This window comes from Vibrio sp. R10-SG3-ISO3, from assembly GCF_059834225.1.
In genome coordinates this window covers 19,778-38,314 of the sequence record NZ_JCBDHE010000056.1, presented here as the reverse complement: position 1 = coordinate 38,314, position 18,537 = coordinate 19,778, and the positions used below count along the sequence as shown (strand labels likewise).

16 protein-coding genes are annotated in these 18,537 nt (G+C 52.3%); 13 read left to right on the top strand and 3 right to left on the bottom strand.

Features of this window, described 5'->3' with window-relative positions; all coding sequences use genetic code 11:
* Positions 1-107: 107 nt before the first annotated feature.
* From AC6R1A_RS17115 to AC6R1A_RS17105, 3 genes are all read left to right on the top strand, one after another.
* Positions 108-491, top strand: a complete 384-nt coding sequence (locus AC6R1A_RS17115) for a VC1380 family protein (protein WP_500633782.1) — start codon at positions 108-110, stop codon at positions 489-491.
* Positions 484-2,388 carry an alkaline phosphatase D family protein gene (locus tag AC6R1A_RS17110; protein ID WP_500633781.1) on the top strand — a complete coding sequence of 635 codons (1,905 nt, stop codon included), beginning with the start codon at positions 484-486 and terminating at the stop codon, positions 2,386-2,388. Before AC6R1A_RS17115 ends, AC6R1A_RS17110 begins: the two co-directional genes overlap by 8 nt.
* 121 nt (positions 2,389-2,509) lie before the next feature.
* Positions 2,510-2,968, top strand: coding sequence for a tellurite resistance TerB family protein (locus AC6R1A_RS17105; protein ID WP_500633780.1), 459 nt, complete (start codon positions 2,510-2,512; stop codon positions 2,966-2,968).
* Between the two features lie 15 nt (positions 2,969-2,983).
* Here the strand turns inward: AC6R1A_RS17105 and AC6R1A_RS17100 are convergent, their stop codons facing one another.
* Together AC6R1A_RS17100 and AC6R1A_RS17095 are read right to left on the bottom strand one after the other, a co-directional pair.
* Positions 2,984-4,393, bottom strand: a complete 1,410-nt coding sequence (locus tag AC6R1A_RS17100; RefSeq protein WP_500633779.1) for a sigma-54-dependent transcriptional regulator — start codon at positions 4,391-4,393, stop codon at positions 2,984-2,986.
* Complete coding sequence (locus AC6R1A_RS17095) at positions 4,390-6,276, bottom strand: sensor histidine kinase (RefSeq protein ID WP_500633778.1); 1,887 nt, start codon at positions 6,274-6,276, stop codon at positions 4,390-4,392. The genes AC6R1A_RS17100 and AC6R1A_RS17095 overlap by 4 nt, the downstream gene beginning before the upstream one ends.
* A 460-nt stretch (positions 6,277-6,736) precedes the next feature.
* Here AC6R1A_RS17095 and dctP point away from each other — a divergent pair, with 460 nt between their 5' ends.
* From dctP to AC6R1A_RS17080, 3 genes are all read left to right on the top strand, one after another.
* Positions 6,737-7,744 (top strand): TRAP transporter substrate-binding protein DctP, encoded by a 1,008-nt coding sequence (gene dctP / locus AC6R1A_RS17090; protein WP_500630387.1) that lies wholly within the window; start codon positions 6,737-6,739, stop codon positions 7,742-7,744.
* A 116-nt stretch (positions 7,745-7,860) separates the two neighbouring features.
* Positions 7,861-8,475 (top strand): TRAP transporter small permease subunit, encoded by a 615-nt coding sequence (locus AC6R1A_RS17085; protein WP_500630386.1) that lies wholly within the window; start codon positions 7,861-7,863, stop codon positions 8,473-8,475.
* Positions 8,476-8,485: 10 nt separating this feature from the next.
* Positions 8,486-9,895 carry a TRAP transporter large permease gene (locus tag AC6R1A_RS17080; protein ID WP_334552457.1) on the top strand — a complete coding sequence of 470 codons (1,410 nt, stop codon included), beginning with the start codon at positions 8,486-8,488 and terminating at the stop codon, positions 9,893-9,895.
* A gap of 80 nt (positions 9,896-9,975) precedes the next feature.
* On the opposite strand, the gene AC6R1A_RS17075 is transcribed toward AC6R1A_RS17080, so the two are convergent.
* Positions 9,976-10,506: a 3'-5' exonuclease gene (locus AC6R1A_RS17075; RefSeq protein ID WP_487901174.1), complete on the bottom strand. Its 531-nt coding sequence runs from the start codon at positions 10,504-10,506 to the stop codon at positions 9,976-9,978.
* Positions 10,507-10,855: 349 nt separating this feature from the next.
* On the opposite strand from AC6R1A_RS17075, the gene AC6R1A_RS17070 reads away from it, so the two are divergent.
* The 7 genes from AC6R1A_RS17070 (at position 10,856) to yciA (ending at position 18,528) form a co-directional block, all read left to right on the top strand.
* Complete coding sequence (locus AC6R1A_RS17070) at positions 10,856-11,488, top strand: DUF2760 domain-containing protein (protein ID WP_500630384.1); 633 nt, start codon at positions 10,856-10,858, stop codon at positions 11,486-11,488.
* Complete coding sequence (locus AC6R1A_RS17065; RefSeq protein ID WP_500633777.1) at positions 11,488-13,359, top strand: Hsp70 family protein; 1,872 nt, start codon at positions 11,488-11,490, stop codon at positions 13,357-13,359. Before AC6R1A_RS17070 ends, AC6R1A_RS17065 begins: the two co-directional genes overlap by 1 nt.
* A gap of 74 nt (positions 13,360-13,433) precedes the next feature.
* Positions 13,434-16,253: an Hsp70 family protein gene (locus AC6R1A_RS17060; RefSeq protein WP_500633776.1), complete on the top strand. Its 2,820-nt coding sequence runs from the start codon at positions 13,434-13,436 to the stop codon at positions 16,251-16,253.
* A gap of 45 nt (positions 16,254-16,298) precedes the next feature.
* Entirely contained in the window at positions 16,299-16,985 is a 687-nt protein-coding gene (locus AC6R1A_RS17055) for a DNA-3-methyladenine glycosylase I (protein ID WP_500633775.1), read from the top strand.
* A gap of 188 nt (positions 16,986-17,173) precedes the next feature.
* Positions 17,174-17,401, top strand: a complete 228-nt coding sequence (locus tag AC6R1A_RS17050; protein WP_500633774.1) for a hypothetical protein — start codon at positions 17,174-17,176, stop codon at positions 17,399-17,401.
* Positions 17,402-17,488: 87 nt separating this feature from the next.
* Positions 17,489-18,037 carry a septation protein A gene (locus AC6R1A_RS17045; RefSeq protein WP_500626151.1) on the top strand — a complete coding sequence of 183 codons (549 nt, stop codon included), beginning with the start codon at positions 17,489-17,491 and terminating at the stop codon, positions 18,035-18,037.
* Positions 18,038-18,132: 95 nt separating this feature from the next.
* The gene (gene yciA / locus AC6R1A_RS17040) at positions 18,133-18,528 is read left to right on the top strand and encodes an acyl-CoA thioester hydrolase YciA (RefSeq protein WP_334552465.1); all 396 of its coding nucleotides are present in this window, start codon (positions 18,133-18,135) and stop codon (positions 18,526-18,528) included.
* Positions 18,529-18,537: the final 9 nt, after the last annotated feature.

Below are 18,537 nucleotides of genomic sequence, written 5' to 3'. Positions count from 1 at the left end.
AATATTGATTGAACCACACAATTTGTCGCCAATCAGTGTGCTTAGTACTTATGTTTGAGCGCGGTTAGCCGCTAGAATAGCTATATGATCTCTTAAATCGAACCATTGTGAAAGCATCTGAACTAAAGAAACTTCTAAGCGCGTTACCTCAAGGTGACGACCCAGACATCGTCACCGGCGATGAGTGGTTACCCGAGCAACTCCTCGACACTCACGTTGACGGTGATCTGCTGTTTATGCATTTTGATACTGCACCTGATGAATCCTCCGGAGAGGAAGAAGGGCGAGGCTTTGTCGAGCACGAAATTGAGCTCATTCGACAACGCTTAGGCTCGCTACTCAATGAGCCTAGTGATAGCGAAAGCAAAATCGATGCACTGCTGGCTTTGGTCTTGATGGCGCATGAGCAATCCAGTTCAGAAGTGATAGAGCGACTCGAAGGCCCCGACCTGGCACTTGAGCCATCAAACCCCAAAGAGAGTAATGAGTAAAGAAACGACGCTACCGTACCTCATTGCAGGCCCTATCCTGCGCAAAGCGACGCCTGAACACCTAGTGTTTTGGTTGGTCACCTCTGCCCCTTTGCGCGGCTCTTTTGAGCTCTACCAGCAAGGGCAACCGCTATTGAAGGATTCACTCAGTCAGTGTTCATCGATTCAGATAGGCGAACACGCGTACGTGACCTTGGCACATTTTCGCGGCCATTTCCCAGCCAACGAAACACTGAGTTACGACTTTGTCACCCCTCACGGTGGCCTGGCTGAACTGGCGCCTTATTTGCTCTATCCCGGTGAGACCCGCTTACACTTTCACCTGTCGACCCAAGCAAACTACGTTGTGCATGGGTCGTGCCGCAACCCACATCACCCCAGCGGTGATGCACTGGTGGCGATGGAAGCGAAGGTGTCCGCCCAATCACCTGAAGAGCGGCCAGATTTGCTGATGATGGCCGGTGACCAAATCTACGCCGATCATGTTGCAGGGCCGACATTAGATGCCATTGATCAAGTTATCGTTCTGCTCGGTCTGAGAGGAGAGATGTTTGAAGGGGCCTGTGTTGACAATGACAAAGCGCTGCGCCGACACACTCATCACCTTTATGGCCGAGAGCACATTTTGCCCACCTACCACCCAGACAAGCGCTGGTGGCACGCCTTTTTTAAGCCCTCTGAGCAGCCTGTTTTCAGCGCCACGGGGGCAGAGAACCACCTGATTGCCTGCGCGGAATTTATCGCGATGTATCTATTGGTGTGGTCGCCCGTCTTATGGCGACATGTGGATCGAGAACGCCTCAACAAGCCTAACACTGAGACGGAACTACCGACCATTCCCGAGCAATGGCAAACCACATTTGAGCACGAAGCCAACGTCATGGAGGCGTTTGTGGTGGGCTTGCCCAAGGTAGCACGGTTGTTGGCTCATATTCCCACTTACATGATTTTCGACGACCACGATGTCACCGATGATTGGAATTTAACCGTCGGCTGGGAATATCAGGTCTATCAGCACCCCTTTTCCAAACGGATTATTGGCAACGCGCTGATCGGCTACTGGTTGTGTCAGGGGTGGGGCAATGAGCCCGACCATTTTGACGCCGAGTTTATCAGTCTAGCGCAGCGCTATTTTGAAGACCCCGTCCCCCAGCATCACGATGTTTTTATCGCGCATTTGCTCAGTTTTGAGCAGTGGCATTACACCATTGACACCTCGCCTAAGGTGGTGGTGCTCGATACCCGTACCCGCCGCTGGCGCTCGGAATCTAGGATGAACAAACCGTCAGGTTTGATGGATTGGGAAGCGTTGATGGAACTGCAACAAGCCTTGCTCCATCAAGAAAAAGTGATCATCGTTTCTCCTGCACCTATGTTTGGCGTTAAATTTATCGAAACGCTGCAACGCATTGTTACCCTATTAGGTAAACCTTTGATGGTGGATGCAGAAAACTGGATGGCGCACCCGGGCAGTGCCAACACCTTACTGAGTATTTTCACTCATACCCAGACGCCGACCAACTTTGTTATTCTCTCTGGCGATGTGCACTACTCTTTCGCTTATGACATAGAGTTGCGCTTTCGTAAAAATAGCCCACACCTTTACCAGTTCACCTGCAGTGGCTTTAAGAGCCAGTTCCCAGAACCCTTATTGGCGATCTGCGATCACGCGGACAGACTGCTCTATTCACCGCGATCGCCACTCAACTGGTTTACCAAACGTAAGCGTTTGAAGGTTCGTAAACGTGATCCTGATAGCCAGAGACTGCGCAGACTGATTAATGCCAGCGCGATTGGTGAGCTCCACCTCGATGAAAAAGGCGCCCCCAAATCGATCGAAATTTTGACGTCTGAAGGCAAGCGCATCGCTTTTCCACCCATAAAGAGTTCCCGTTAGACCCGACTTCATCCACTAGGTGCTCTTAGGTGGCGTTAAGTAAGGATTGTGTAAAGAGGCTTGTGATCGCCGTCAATCATCACTATGTATATATCATATCGAATGTATTGAGGTCATAACGATGATGAATGCGCTATCTAAACTCTTTAAGCAATTGGTGGAAGGCAAAGACTTAGGAGAGCAATCAAGCCAAGATCCGCATCTGGCGATCGCCTGTTTGCTGTCCGAAGTGGCCGGTGCCGATCACCAAGTGAGCGCAGAAGAGGCCCAAGCCAAACAGCAATTGCTGTCGCGTCTAGTCGGGGTTGATCACCAACAAGCAACCCACCTCCTATCCCGAGCAAAAGAGACGACGCAGCACTCTGCCTCGCTGTATGATTTTACCTCCCAACTTCGTTCACTCAGTCAAGAGACGCGTTTTGAGTTGATTCAAGCCATGTGGCAAGTCGCACACGCCGATGGCAACATCGACCCACTTGAAGACGCCGTGATCAGAAAAACCGCTGAACTCTTGTATGTGGGTCACAGCGAGTTTATCCGCGCCAAATTGTCAGTCATTGAGGACAATGACGGCAAATAACCTAGCGGCTCGTTTTTAATCCACAAAGTCACGGCGCTGGATATCGTATTGCGTCATTTTGTTGTTAAGTGTGCGTCGTGGCAGTTCCAATTCGTCCATCACTGCTTGCACGTTACCTTTATGGCGTTTAAACGCTTGAACAATCACCTGCCGTTCAAAGCTGTGCACGCGATCCGCGAGGTTGTTTGAGCTCGGGCTCGGCGTTAGGGGCTCCGTCCCCAGTACGCTGGCCAAATTGACGCCCTGGCCGATACCCAATACATACCGCTCGGCACTGTTTTTCAACTGTCGCACATTGCCGGGCCACTCTTGTTCACACAGTAGCAAACTCTCTTGGTCGCTGAGTGGCTGATAATCACGTTGGTATTGCATCGCGGCTTTGCGTGCAAAAAATTCGAACAAGAGCGGAATGTCTTCACGGCGATCGGCCAAATCTGGCAAATGCAGTTCCATGACATTGAATCGGTAATAGAGGTCCTCACGAAACTCGCCCCGCTCAGACGCCTGTTTGAGATCGACTTTACTCGCCGCGATCACCCACAAATCCAATGCGATCTCTTGGTTAGAACCGACTCTTTCCACTTTCCTCTCTTGCAACACACGCAGCAGCTTAATTTGAAAACTGATCGGCATACTCTCTATTTCATCAAGAAACAGCGTCCCTTTGTTCGAGTGCTCAATTTTCCCGATGCGCTTAGACTGAGCGCCGGTAAACGCGCCCTTCTCATGGCCAAACAGCTCACTTTCAAACAAATTGTCCGGTATGGCGCCGCAGTTGACCGCCACAAAGGGATGATCACCCCGTGCGCTCACCTCATGTAAACATCGCGCCACCAGCTCTTTACCGGTCCCGGTCGAGCCATTGATCACTGTATCCACGGGAGTTTGGCCGAGCATTAAGATCTGCTGACGAAGGGCATTCATTACTGGCGACTCGCCAATCATTCTGCTTTCAAGCGTGGGGCGCTGACTGAGTAAGCGCTGCAAGTTCCGGTTTTCCAACACAAGCCGCCGTTTCTCGCCTGCGCGCTGAATTCTATCAATCAACAAATCTGGCTCTACCGGTTTTTCAATGAAGTCATACACACCACCGCGCATCGCGTCGACCGCCATTTTGACATCCCCATGCGCCGTGACCAACAGCACCGGAATATCACTGTCGATGGTTTGTACTGCCTTGGCAAACGCTAGGCCATCCATTTTTGGCATTCGGATGTCAGACACCACCACACAATGGCTTTGAGCATCAATGGTGGCCAAGGCGCTCTGCGCATCGGCGAAATCTCGCACGCTCAATCCGGCCAGCTGCAACCACTGTTTGGTCGCTCGGCGGATTGCACTTTCATCATCAACCAAGATGACTTCGGGCGGCAAAGAGTGACCAAACGTCGCCAACTCGTCTGACGGGGGAAAAGGGTGTGTCATGAGGAACTCCTTAATTCTGCTTCAGGCGATTCGGCGCACTGGAGTTTCAACTGAAACTCGCAGCCCCTATCGGCTGCAATCACCTCCAACCGCCCACCAAACTCTTCCACAATCGTGCGAGAGACGGAGAGCCCTAAGCCCACCCCCTTCCCTGCCGGTTTGGTGGTAAAAAATGGCTCAAACAGACTCGCCAAGTGTTCCGCCGCGATGCCGGCGCCATTGTCGGTCACCGAGAGCAACACCTCGCTGCCCTGCTGCCAAGTGCGAATCTGAATCTTACCGTGCTCTCGATGCCCGTTTGCATCGTCTTCTTTTGCGGTATTGGCGTCTTCAGCAATCGCATCGGCGGCATTGCGTAGCAGATTCACTAACACTTGCTCCAACTTGATCTCCTCCGCGCGCACAAGCAGCGCTGACTCTGGCGGCTGCCAATCGAGCACAATGCGATGTTTGTCTAACCTAGGTTGAACCACCACCAGCGCGTTGCGCACAGACTGTGCGATATCAACGGGCGATAGCGCGCTGACCGACTTGCTGGCAAAGTGCTTCAAGCGTGAGATGATTTTTGTCACGCGGCGAATAAGGTGGTCGATCTCGTCAAGATTCTCTTGCGCCATCTCATAGCCACCGCGCTCAACCAATAATTGGGTACTGGCCAAATAGGTCAACGTGGCTTGCAATGGCTGACTGATTTCGTGCACCAACTCCGCAGACAGTTGACCCAACGCGGCCAATTTTTCTGCCTGAATCAACTCTTCGTTGGTTTGCCGCAAGATATTTTCCGTACGGATACGCTCTTCGATCTCTCGTTTGAGTTGCGAGTTACTCTGCCTGAGGGCGTTGGTGCGCTGCGCCACCCGCCATTCGAGCTGCTGCTGATGGCGAAAACGGCTCATCAAATAGAGCGCCACCAGCGCTAACACCGTCGCTAGCAAGGCGGCAACGATCATCGCGTTGTATTTGCTTTGGGTAAGGTCTTGCAGATCACTGAGGTAGACCAATCGCCAACCGAGCGCACGAATATCGCGTTGATGGAGAACGTAGCGTGTCGCGACGCCCTCCTCGCCGCGAAGATCCAACACCGTTTTTCCTTGTGGTGAGCTGGGCAAAGCCGTATAGCTCAGCGGTTCAATCGGGTGATTGGCGTACTTTTGTGCTTGGCGTAATGCCTCTCGGACTTGGTCAGAAATCGCGCCCAAGGTGCGGTATCGCCAATGCGGCTGACTGGCCAAAAAGATCACACCGTCAGCATCACTGACCCAAACCCCTTCGCCACCTGCACGCCAACTCGCTTCCAATTGCGACATGTCCACTTTGAGGACAGTGACACCAACAATCTGGTTTTCGACGCGAACAGGACGAGAGAGAAACAGACCCGGTTCACCTGTGGTCACGCCGATGGCAAAAAAGCGACCATTGCGGCCCGCCATCGCCTCGGTAAAGTAAGGGCGAAAGTGGTAATCATGGCCGACAAAGCTGCCCTCTTGGTTCCAGTTGCTACTGGCAAGGACTCGCCCTGATTTGTCCATTAGATACAGTGCATCCGCACCCGATTCACTTTGCCACTGAGCCAGTTTTTGGTTCACTTCGTCAATCAACGGCGTTTTCTCTGGCGTTGCCAGTAGCTGATGCACGTCATCATCTTGCGCGGCAATAAACGGAAGATAGTGAAAGCGTTGATACTCAGCCTCAACGGTCGAGGCGTAGAGATTCAGCCTCTCTTCACCGACGGTATCAAGCTGCGCAAAATGTCGTGTCTCGATACTCTCGATCCATAACCGAGCCATAACAATAGCCAGTACCGTTGCAATCACCACGATCCAGACCGTGACTTTTCTACTGCTCTCGAGGTGCAGCGCCCACCACGCCGGTTTACTGACCATGATTTCCCTTATCTGTTGTACGACGACGATTGTGCCTTTCACTGAGCTTGAGCAATTCAAAAACCGCGCCAGCCTGCGCCCTCTACCGCTTAGCGATAAGCCTGATGGACGCGCGACGGCGCGACTCTTAATAGGTACACAAATAGCACTCGCTGCCATCGGCCAAATTTGGCGCATCCAATGACTCACCTCCCACAAGGATGAGCCAATTTTGGCCGATTTTCTTGTTGCTGCGTCTAAATTGCGCCGTTCATCACGCCAAGTCGGCTCGCTCAGCCCTTTCATCACCGGGCGGGGCGCAAACAGTTAACATTATCACAACAAGTTGGCAAACCCCTTGCTATACCCAATGGGTCACAACAAAAAACGGAGCGCCATGTTAAGCAGGCTAAACCTGTCGCGCCCACTTCAACCCTACACGACTGGTGACCAGTCAAATCAATACAACAAGGATGAAAGAATGAAAACTCTCAACGCCACGTTAATCACCGCCCTCGCGTTAAGTGGGTTTGTCGCAACGGAAGTCAGAGCCGCTACCGAGTGGAACGTCTCTCTGTGGGGCAAACGCCGCGCTTTTACCGAAAACGTCGAAAAGCTGGCTGAGCTGGTCGAGGCGAAAACCAACGGCGAGTTCAAGCTCAATATTTCTTACGGTGGCTTATCAAAAGCAAGAGAAAATCTCGATGGCATCTCTTTTGGCGCGTTTGAAATGGCGCAGTTTTGTGCCTTCTACCACGCTGACAAAAACCCCACCATCACGGTGGCAGAATTACCCTTCTCTCAAGATGTATCGCTTGGCCGCGTGAGCGAAATCTACATGGAACTGTTCAAGCATCCGGCCGTGGTTAAGGACCTCGCTCGCTGGAATGCCACGCTCCTTATGCCTACACCAATGCCGCAATACAACATCGCCAGTAAAGGCGATCCGCTAACTTCACTGGAAGACTTTGACGGTCTGCGTGTCCGCGGCCCGGGCGGTATTATGGGTGTGTTGAGTAAACTGGGCGCGATCAAAACCGGTGTTCCGTTTGCCGAAGTTCGTCAGTCCATGGACTCCAATGTTATCGATGCGGCTTCATTTGCGCCGCACGCGCATCTCGCCACCAACTCCTACAAAGTGGCGACGTGGGGCACCACCAACCTCAACTTAGGTTCTGCTAACTGTCCGGTGGTGGTCAACACCGAAGCGCTAGAGATGCTCAAACCCAGTCACCGCGAAGCGCTGATTGGTTCTGTGGACGAAGCGCTCGATTTCTACGTTCAAAACTACGAACAGAACACCACTGCAAAATACGAAACCGCAGTTAAAGCGCAAGGTTTGACCATGGTGACGTTCAACGCCGAACAAACCGAGCAGTTGAACACGCTCTCTGAGTCCGTACGTCAAGAGTGGGTGGCGCAGTACAAAGATCAGTTTGACTCTCAAGCGGTCCTTGATTTCACCGCCGGGTTATTCGCACAAAAGTAACTGAACACTAAGCTCGTTGGGCTCAATCTGAGCCCAACGTTTCCTGCTTCACCTTGATTTTATTTTGATGACGTAAATCGCTATTCGATGAATGTCTGAGACAAAAGGAGGCCGAAATGTCGGCTGCTGCGTCCGTACGAGAAGATCACTCTCTGCTCAGTCGAGTGGATCGCTGGTTGTTCCGTTTTGAATCGCTACTGAACTTACTCGGTGGCATCACCATATTTTTATTGGTTTTTCTTGCCACTGTGAACATCTTGGGCCGTTGGCTGTTGAGTGCCCCTATCAGCGGTTATGTGGATTGGGTGGAACAAGCGATGGCGTTTATTGCCTTTCTTGGCATTGCCTACACTCAGCGAATGGGTGGCCACATTCGCATGGATATTGTTGTCGGCCAGTTTCGCGGTCGATGGCTGTGGTTTACTGAACTGCTGACGACCGCGCTGATGCTGTTGGTCACTGTCGTACTGATCTACGGCTCTTACCTGCATTTCTGGCGCGCTTACTCGATTGGCGACTCCTCACTCGACATCAATCTCCCCACGTGGCCAGCCAAATTAGTCGTCACTGCGGCGCTGTCGATTCTCGCCTTGCGTCTCTGTTTACAACTCTGGGGTTATGCACGTGCGCTAAGGCAAGGCGGCGACTCGCCAGTAGCCGTGCCTTTGATTGAGTCCGCTGCGGAAGTGGCGGCAAAAGAAGCTGAAAGTGTCAGCGGTCACGACAACTAGGAGCCTTATCTTGTCTGATTTATTTACTACGATGGGCAACATGGACAGTATCGAAATCGGTCTGTGGGTGTCCGGAGCCATGCTCCTGTTTGTTCTTCTCGGTGTGCGCGTCGCCTTTGCCGCTGCGATTGCGGGGTTTTTAGGTCTGGTTTGGATCTTTAGTGCCAAACTGGGTTTTGAGCGCGGCTTTATGGTTGCGATCAAAATGGCTGGCACCATCCCTCACTCTAAAGTGTCATCGCTGGCGCTCTCATTGATCCCAACCTTTATTCTGATCGGTTTTCTCGCGTATCACGCAGGTCTCACCAAATCATTGTTTGAGGCGGCGAAGCGTTGGGTGGGCTGGCTCCCAGGCGGCATGGGGGTGGCGACGGTTTTCTCTACCGCAGGTTTTGCCGCGGTGTCGGGAGCGTCTGTAGCCACCTCTGCAGTGTTTGCGCGTATCGCGGTCCCTGAAATGCTCAAACTCGGATACGACAAGCGCTTTGCTGCAGGCGTGGTCGCCGCAGGTGGCACACTCGCTTCCTTGATCCCCCCTTCGGCTATTTTGGTAATTTACGCCATCATTGTTGAGCAAGATGTCGGCGCGCTGCTGATGGCGGGCTTTATTCCCGGATTGGTCTCGGCACTCATCTATGGCGGCTTAGTCATCTTCCTTGCGATGACGCGCAAAAACTTCGGTCCACCAGTGCGCGGCTACACTTGGAAACAGCGCATGGAGTCACTGCCTGCGGCTGCACCGATCTTCTTTGTTGTCGCCATCATCATGATCTGTATCTATGGTGGTGTGGGTACGCCCACCGAAGCAGGCGCGCTTGGCGCGACCGCCATTCTGTTTGTCGCACTCTATCACGGCAGTCGCTGGCAAGAGCTGAAAAGCTCAATGATGGAGACCGCGAAACTGTCGGCGATGATCTTCGCCATCATTTGGGGCGTGTTGATTTACGTGCGTTTTCTTGGCTTTGCCGATTTGCCGAGCGCCTTCTCAGACTGGATTGTCAGCCTTGAACAAAGCCCGATGTTGACACTGCTGCTTATCCTCTGCGCCTACGCCGTCCTTGGCATGTTTATGGACGCCATCGGCATGCTTTTGCTGACGTTACCTGTGGTCTATCCTGCCATTATTGCCTTAAACGGCGGAATGGATGTCGCCGCGGCAGACTCCGCCTTCGGTGTGTCTGGCATTGGCTGCGCAATCTGGTTTGGCATTATCGTGGTGAAAATGGCAGAGCTGTGTCTCATTACTCCACCGATTGGCTTGAACTGCTTTGTGGTGGCTGGCGTGCGCCCCGAGTGCTCAGTACAAGATGTCTTTCGCGGATGTACGCCATTTTTTGTCGCCGATGTCATTACCATCGCGGTATTGATCGCCTTCCCGAGCATCGTTCTTTGGTTACCGGAGTTGATTGGCTACGCGTAATCAACGCAAACAGGGAGCCTCGGCTCCCTGTTTGTTTCTCTCTATCGAATTGAATCTCGACACACGCTCAATCTCGCTATCTAGAGCATGGTCAACGCCAATTTGGCAAGGTTGTAGGCATCGACATAGCCTGAGTGCTGGCGCCCTTCCCAGTCAATGCCTTGACTTTCTTGTGCCGCGCGATGCCCAATACGTTTGTCTTTCAGGCGATGCTGAATTCGATACAGGGTCGCAAGGTTAATGAACTCTCTAAACGGCATCTCAATGCCTTTCTCTGCGCACTCTTTCGCAAGGATCTGGTCGTCTCGCCCCCATGAGGCATAAATCTTATTGCTACCGCCAAAGTTTTTAATCATCGACTTGATCACCTCGGCTAAAGGGCGACCTTGCTTATCAATTTTGCGCGGTGTGATGCCTGTCAGTTCCGCGCAAAACAGTGAAACTTCATCACGCTCGGGTTTGACATAGTATTGCGCTCGCTTAACCACCTCGCCTTTGGCCAAATCGATTTCCGCCAGACCAATTTCAATGATCTCGCCCGTGGTGCCGACACCGTTCTCATTCCAGCAACACATTTCCAAATCGAAACAGACTACTCGGTTGTGGTTCATGACTCGCCTTTAGGTTCGCTATTGTGACAGTAACAAAGCGCCGAATTTTACCCTAACTGGGCGCAAAACTCGACCTCGCGCTGACTAGCATTGCATCGCTTAAACCGATTTGGCGCGATTTTATTTGCCGTTTCTGCGCCCGTTTTCACCATTCATTACGTTGGCATGGTTAAAAAGAGAGCAAATACATCGCCAAATCTGGTGCGAGTTTGCTTTGACACAAGCGGTTTCACTTGAATGTGTTATATTTGCCCCAATTTCATGTCAAATGATTGTGCCGCTGCCAAGGCAGCCAACACAGGCAGCCGTGTTTAGCTCGGCGCAAAATTTAGTTTCCAAGAGAATGATTATGACTTTCGATTTACAAATGATTCCTCAAACCTTCGACATGCTTCATGCCGGATTAACCGCCTCAAGCGTTCTACTGTTACTTGTTGCGGTTTCACGCAAGTCTAAGGTGATTGAGAAAGTGGTTGAAAAGCCCGTTGAGAAAATTGTCGAGATAGAAAAGCCGGTCGAGAAAATCGTCGAAGTTGAAAAAGTCGTTGAAGTCGAAAAGATCGTTGAGAAAGTGGTGGAAGTGGAGTCAAAACTGGCCACGGCGTCAACCGATTCCGCGATGCAGTTGCTTTCATTGTTACAACAAGAAGCGCGTTTAATTGACTTCCTCAAAGAAGACGTCAGTGCGTTTTCTGATGAAGAAGTTGGCGCTGCTGCGCGCGTCATTCATAGCGGCGGGCAAAAAGTACTCACAGAGTACGTGACGCTTGAGCCGATTCGTCAAGAAGAGGAAGAGAGCCGTATTACTGTGGAAGACGGCTTTGATCCGCAAAAGGTTCGTCTAACGGGCAACGTGACCGGCCAAGCGCCGTTCCATGGCACTTTGGTCCACAAAGGCTGGAAAGCCAGCGCGATGACGCTGCCTAAGTTGGCGGATCACTATGATGCGTCGATCATTGCACCAGCAGAGGTGGAGCTGTAATGGAACAGACAACAAACGCACCGACCTTCAGTGTCGGTATTGACTTAGGCACGACTCACTGTGTCATGTCGTTTGTTGATACGCGCATCGAAGACGCGCGTGTTGAGGTGATGGCCATTCCACAATTGACTGCCCCGGGCACGGTAGAATCCCATACTCAACTGGGTTCGTTTCTCTATCAGCCCCATGAGCATGAGATGAACCCTGCTGCGCGCGTTCTTCCTTGGTCTTCAGAACCTAAAGCCTTGGTTGGTGCTATTGCTCGTAACCTCGGTGCCAAAACCCCGATTCGCTTAGTGGCCAGTGCCAAATCTTGGCTTTGTCACGGCGGCGTAAACCGTCGCGACGCGTTTTTGCCCGCAGGTAGCCCAGAAGAGGTCGAGAAAGTCTCGCCTTTGCGTGCGACTGAGCTCTACCTTGAGCACCTCAAAGCGGCGTGGAATCATCGCCATCCTCAGTACCCGCTAGAAGAGCAAGACGTAACCTTAACGGTGCCCGCCTCGTTTGACCCTGCCGCGCGCGATTTAACGGCGGAAGCGGCGCGTCATGTGGGCCTCACACACCTCACACTGCTTGAGGAGCCTCAAGCGGCGCTCTACAACTGGATAGACAACAGCCAAGACGCTTGGCGTGATGAAGTCGAAGTCGGTGATGTGGTTCTGGTGGTCGATATTGGCGGCGGTACCACGGATTTGTCTCTGGTTGAAGTGACCGAAGAAGAGGGTAACCTCGCGCTAAACCGCATCGCGGTGGGCGAGCATATCCTCCTCGGCGGTGACAACATGGATCTGGCCCTCGCCTATCGATTAAAGATGAAACTTGCCCAAGAAGGCAAAGAGCTGCAACCTTGGCAAGTTCAAGCCATGACTCACGCCTGTCGTGATGCGAAAGAAGCGTTGCTCAACGATGCGGATCTGGCGAGCATGCCGATTGTCGTGCCGAGTCGAGGCTCAAAACTATTGGGCGCGACACTCAAAACAGAACTCACTCAGCAAGAAGTGCAGCAAACACTGGTGGATGGCTTCTTCCCGCAAGTAGGGATTGATGAGCACCCGGTTCAACGTGCGCGCGGCGCATTGACCCAAATGGGTCTGCCGTACGCCCAAGATGCGGGTATCACTCGTCACATTGCGGCTTTTCTCGTCAAACAAGCAGGCGCACAAAGTGGCCAACATGAGTCAGAGAGTGCCATGCCATTTGCTGGTATTCCGGGTATGGCCCCTGCTCCGCTCAGCTTTATCAAACCTACGGCGCTGCTGTTCAACGGTGGTGTATTGAAGTCGCCTCTCTTGGCTGAACGTCTTGAGAGCACACTCAATAATTGGCTCACTGAGGCCAATGCCCCTGCGGCCAAGCGATTAACCGGTGTCGACCTTGATCTGGCGGTTGCCAGCGGCGCAGCCTACTATGGCGCAGTGCGTCGTGGTCAAGGCGTGCGTATTCGCGGTGGTATCGCCTCAAGCTTTTATGTCGGTATCGAAAGTGCCATGCCAGCTATACCAGGGATGGCACCGCCGATGGAAGCACTGTGTGTGGCACCTTTTGGTATGGAAGAAGGCTCAAGCGTGGATGTACCTAGCCAAGCCTTTGGTTTGATCATTGGCCAGCCGGTCAACTTCCAGTTCTTCGGTTCTACCGTGCGTCGAGACGATCTGGCCGGTACTCACCTTGACCATTGGGGGCCCGATGAGCTCGAAGAGCTGCCGGAGATTCAGGTCACGCTGCCCGTCTCTGAAGGTCGTAGAGAAGGCGAAGTGGTGCCCGTCACCCTCTCTTCACGGGTCACTGAGCTCGGTACTTTTTACCTTGAAGCCATTGCCAATGATAACGGCCAAAAATGGCACGTTGAATTTGACGTACGCGAAGAATAATCCCATAACGGCATCCCTTGGATGCCGTTTTTACTCTGATTTCAACCTATCTGCACATTGAAAAGGTTTTCAACATGACCACGGCTCGTTATTTAGTGGGTATCGATCTTGGCACCACCAATACTGTGGTGGCGTATTGTGAGATCACCGCGGATCTCAACGCCTCCCCAGTGGCGCTGTTCGATATAGACCAGTTGATTGGTCCCGGTGAGGTGGTGCGTAAACCGCTGCTGCCCTCTTTTCGCTATCATCCCGCGAAGGGGCAGATTGGCGAGCGCGATTTGACGTTACCATGGGAACATCAGCCAGTCTCTGGCGATATGGATCAGGTCATTATTGGCGAATGGGCGCGTGAGCTTGGCGCGAAAGTGGAAGGTCGCCAAGTGGCCAGCGCTAAAAGCTGGCTCTCTCATCAAGGCGTCGACCGCCGCTCTGACATATTACCTTGGGCAGGCGCCAATGACGTCACCAAAGTGTCCCCCTTAATTGCCAGCGCCAGTTACCTCAATCATATACGTCAAGCTTGGAATCACCGCCATCCGAGTGACCCGCTTGAAGCGCAAGATGTGGTGATCACCGTACCGGCCTCCTTTGATGAAACTGCGCGGAAATTGACTCTCGAAGCCGCCGAACTCGCAGGGTTAGACAAGGTGGTACTCCTCGAAGAGCCGCAAGCGGTTTGCTATGACTGGTATGCACGTCATCAAGAAAACGCCGCCGACGCGCTATCGAACGTACCTTTGATTCTCGTCTGTGATGTCGGTGGTGGCACCACGGATATGAGTTTAATCTCCGCACAAGTCAGTGACGACCATGCGCTGACATTAAACCGCATTGGTGTGGGCGAGCACTTGATGCTCGGCGGAGATAACCTCGATCTCGCCCTAGCCCATTTGGCGGAGCAGCGTCTAAACAGCGGTAAAAAACTCAATGCGGCGTCGCTGTCCAAATTAATTCAGCAGACGCGCAGAGCCAAAGAGCAGTTGCTGAGTCGCCAAGCGCCCAATGATGTCAAAATCACCATGCTAGGCAGTGGCTCTAAGCTGCTTGGCGGCACTAAAAGTGTGGCGCTTGGCAAAGATGAAGTACACCAAATTGCGCTGGAAGGTTTTTTTCCACTCAGTGACATCAACGAGGGCCCAGACAAACGCCGCAGCGCTGTCGTCGAGTTCGGCCTGCCCTATGTTTCCGATCCTGCAGTGAGTAAACATGTCGCCGCTTTCTTGCAGCAACATCAAAGTGTCGCTCTTGACGCACTCAAGCACACATCCAGCACAGCACCAGACAACACGTCGGTCGTCCCCGTTGGCTTGCTACTCAATGGCGGTGTTTTTAACAGTGAACTTATCAGCGAACGATTAGAGACGCTGCTTAGCCAATGGCGAGGCGAGCCAGTCCGACTGCTGGACAACCCACACCCCGATTGGGCAGTGGCGCTGGGCGCCGTGGCATTTGGTAAAGCGCGCCGCGGTGCACAACTTAAGATCGGCGGCGGAGTCGCACGTTCCTATTTCCTCCATTTACCAGACAAACAACGTTTGGGCCATGCACTGTGCTTATTGGCCAAGGGCTCAGAGGAAGGCCAGGAAATCCGACTCACAGGACGTCGCTTTTCCCTGACTCTTGGCGAGCCGGTACGCTTCAATCTTCTGACTTCAACCCATGATCGCATTCGCGACGATCAAGCGTTGCAAAATGGAGTGATGGTTGACGTTGACCCTGACAAGCTTTCGCCTTTGCCTCCTTATGTCGTGACACTCGACAGTCAAGGGGCACAGTTGCACGCCAATCAAAAAGAGCGGGTCGAAGTTCAACTGGCGTGCCAACTGACCGAAGTCGGTACATTGAAGATGGAGTGTGTGAGCGTCGCAGACGAGCAGCAACGCTGGGCAGTGGAATTTGAAGTTCGTCATCAAAAAGAAGAACAGAAATCACACAGCCTGCACCCGAACTTACCGCACTGCCAAGCACTGATCAGCAAACTCTACAGCGCGAATAAAAAAAGTGCGGAGGAGGCGGACATTCGCACCTTGAGTAAATCCCTTGAACGTCAACTGGGCAAACGCGATGAGTGGGACTTCACCACGCTTCGGCAGCTGTTTGACACCTTGGCTCAAGGAAGAAAGCGTCGCCGCCGCTCAGAAGCACACGAGAAACAGTGGTTACGTTTGGCTGGCTATACGCTACGCCCCGGCTTTGGCGATGTCACCGATGATTGGCGGATCGAGCAAGTGTGGGGGCTCTACTCGCAAGCGATTCAATTTAAAAATCACCAAGGCTGGACGGATTGGTGGGTGTTCTGGCGCCGAGTGGCTGGCGGACTCAATCTAGAGCAGCAAGAGCAACTGCTCGCCGATATTGCTAAGTACCTGCATCCCGGTGCGATGAAAAACCCGCAATCGGCCAAAACCGCGCAAGAGATGGGGTATGAGTCGATGGTGAGACTGGCCGCCTCTTTGGAACATTTAGAGGTGGAAGATAAGACGCTACTGGCCAGCTGGTTTTTAAGCAAAGCGCTCAATCAGAGCCAATTCAACGATGCCCACTGGTGGGCGCTTGGCCGCCTTGCTTCCCGTACTCCGCTCTATGGCAGTGCGCACAATGTGATTGCTCGGGAGCAGATTCAACAATGGCTGCCCACCTTGCTTGACCAGCCGTGGCAACAAGACCGCATGGTGGCCTTTGCAGCCGTGATGATGTGCCGTAAAACCGGCGATCGCCAGATCGACATCTCAGACGAATTTCGCGCCGAGGTCGTCGCGAAACTCAAACAAAGTAAGCTGCCTGAAGCTTGGATAACCCTGGTTGAGCACGTTAGCGAACTGTCAGACACGGAGTCAAAACGCGTGTTTGGTGACGCACTGCCGCACGGGTTAACGCTGATTAAATCGTGATCGCTGAGCGTCATTGGCCCAGCGCTAAACACAAGGAATCATGGTATGACGATTGAAAAATTCACCCACATTGAGGCGCGAGCAGCAGCGCGAAAAGGCGGCATCGCGCAGTTGGAATCTCTGCTCTCTGACCCGCTTTCTCGTGGCGAAATTGCCGCGATACCCAACGATCGTTGGCTTTCCGCCTTTAGCATGAAGGTGTTTCAAAGTGGCATCAGTTGGAAAGTCGTGCGCAACAAGTGGCCAAACTTTGAAGAGGTCTTCTTTGGGTTCAACATAGAACGGCTATTGATGCTAGGTGATGAGCATTGGGATGCAAAGTCTGAGGATGCGCGTATCATTCGCCATCACGCGAAAGTGAAATCGATACAAGCCAACGCACAAATGATCTACGAGGCTTCATTGCAACACGGATCGTTTGGTCAGATGGTCGCGCAGTGGCCAAGTGAGCGTATCACCGAGCTTTGGGGGTACTTAAAAACTCATGGACAGCGTCTAGGCGGCAACACTGGTCCTTACACCCTGCGCCAAATGGGGGTTGACACCTTCATTCTCTCCAGCGATGTAGAAGCCTATTTGCGCCAATGCAAAATCATTGAAGGTGGCAAAGACACTAAGCGCTCGTTACAGGCCGCCAGTGACGCATTCACTCAATGGCAGCAAGAGAGCGGACGCAGCCTCACACAAATCAGTCAGATCATCGCATTCAGCACCGGCGACAACCGAATTTAATCTCAATTTGGTTCGCAATTTGAGACGTGCCAGTTTTATGACATATGCACTCTGGCACTCATCTTATAATTCAAAGAGATAGACCTCATCGACAAGTTGGCACTCTCTATGCTTCGTCTCTACTAGTTCTAGACAAGGTTGAGTGAGGCATGGCCACACTGTGACCAGAGTGAAAAACGAGGTCTGTTATGGAACATCATCGCCACACCTATTATCGCTTAATCCACCACGGTATTAAGACCCTAGTTCAAGACCGATTCGGCCACTACAGCGAACTCGAATATCACGAGTACCTTAATGTGATGACCGGTAAATCGAGCTGCTTTGTCATGAGTGACGAGGAGTTGCTGTTTACGGTCGAGAGCCTTCGCGAAGAGGGCTATTTAGAGGACTTCAAACGTCAGCTACCCCACTGAGTTGTTTCAGATTGTCACTAAGCCCTATGTCCGACGCTTGAATTTGGTTAGACTTAGGGCAATTTTATCCAATCATAGAATTTAGATATGAAACAATTGCTCGACTTCATTCCGCTGATCATCTTTTTTGCGCTGTATAAAATGGTCGACATTTACGCCGCCACCGGCGCTTTGATTGTCGCGACCGCTATCCAGATTGCCATTACTTATTTCGTCTACAAAAAAGTCGAGAAAATGCAGTTGATCACCTTTGTGATGGTTGCGGTATTCGGCGGCATGACCATCTTCCTGCACGATGACAATTTTATTAAATGGAAGGTGACGATTGTCTACGCCGTTTTCGCGATTGGACTCGCGGTGAGCCACGCCATGGGTAAATCAGCGATCAAAGGCATGCTTGGTAAAGAGATCACTCTGCCCGACAGCGTGTGGGCTAAAGTCACATGGGCTTGGGTCGGCTTCTTTGCTTTCTGCGCCGCACTCAATATCTACGTCGCCTATGAGCTGCCGCTTGATGTCTGGGTTAACTTCAAGGTGTTCGGCCTTTTGGCGGCCACCTTTGGCTTTACGCTGCTTACAGGCGTCTACATCTACAAACAAATGCCTAAAGATGAGTCAAACACCAGCAACTCATAAGCTGACTTCACAGCGCAAAGTTTGCTAAACTGTTGACTTTCCAATTTAACAGCGGCCTCCCCGGTCGCTGTTTTGTTTGTCGATGTCCGCAAAATATGAACAACACCTACAATGCCCCAAAGGGCCAACTACTCCTAAGAACGTTAGCTATGCCAGCCGACACCAACGCCAACGGTGATATTTTTGGCGGTTGGATCATGTCTCAACTCGACCTTGCAGGTGGGATCCTCGCAAAAGAGATTTCCAGTGGCCGAATTGTGACGGTCTCGGTCTCTAGCATCACCTTTAAAAAGCCCGTCCGCGTCGGTGACGTGGTCTGCTGCTACGGCGAATGTAAGAAGATTGGCCGCAGTTCGATGAGCATTGATTTGCAAGTGTGGGTCAAACCCGTCAAAGAGCACGGCGTTGAAGACAGATACATGGTCTGTGATGCCACATTCAACTATGTAGCGATTGATAGCGAAGGGCGACCTCGTGCAATAGAGCGATGATTCGCTTCA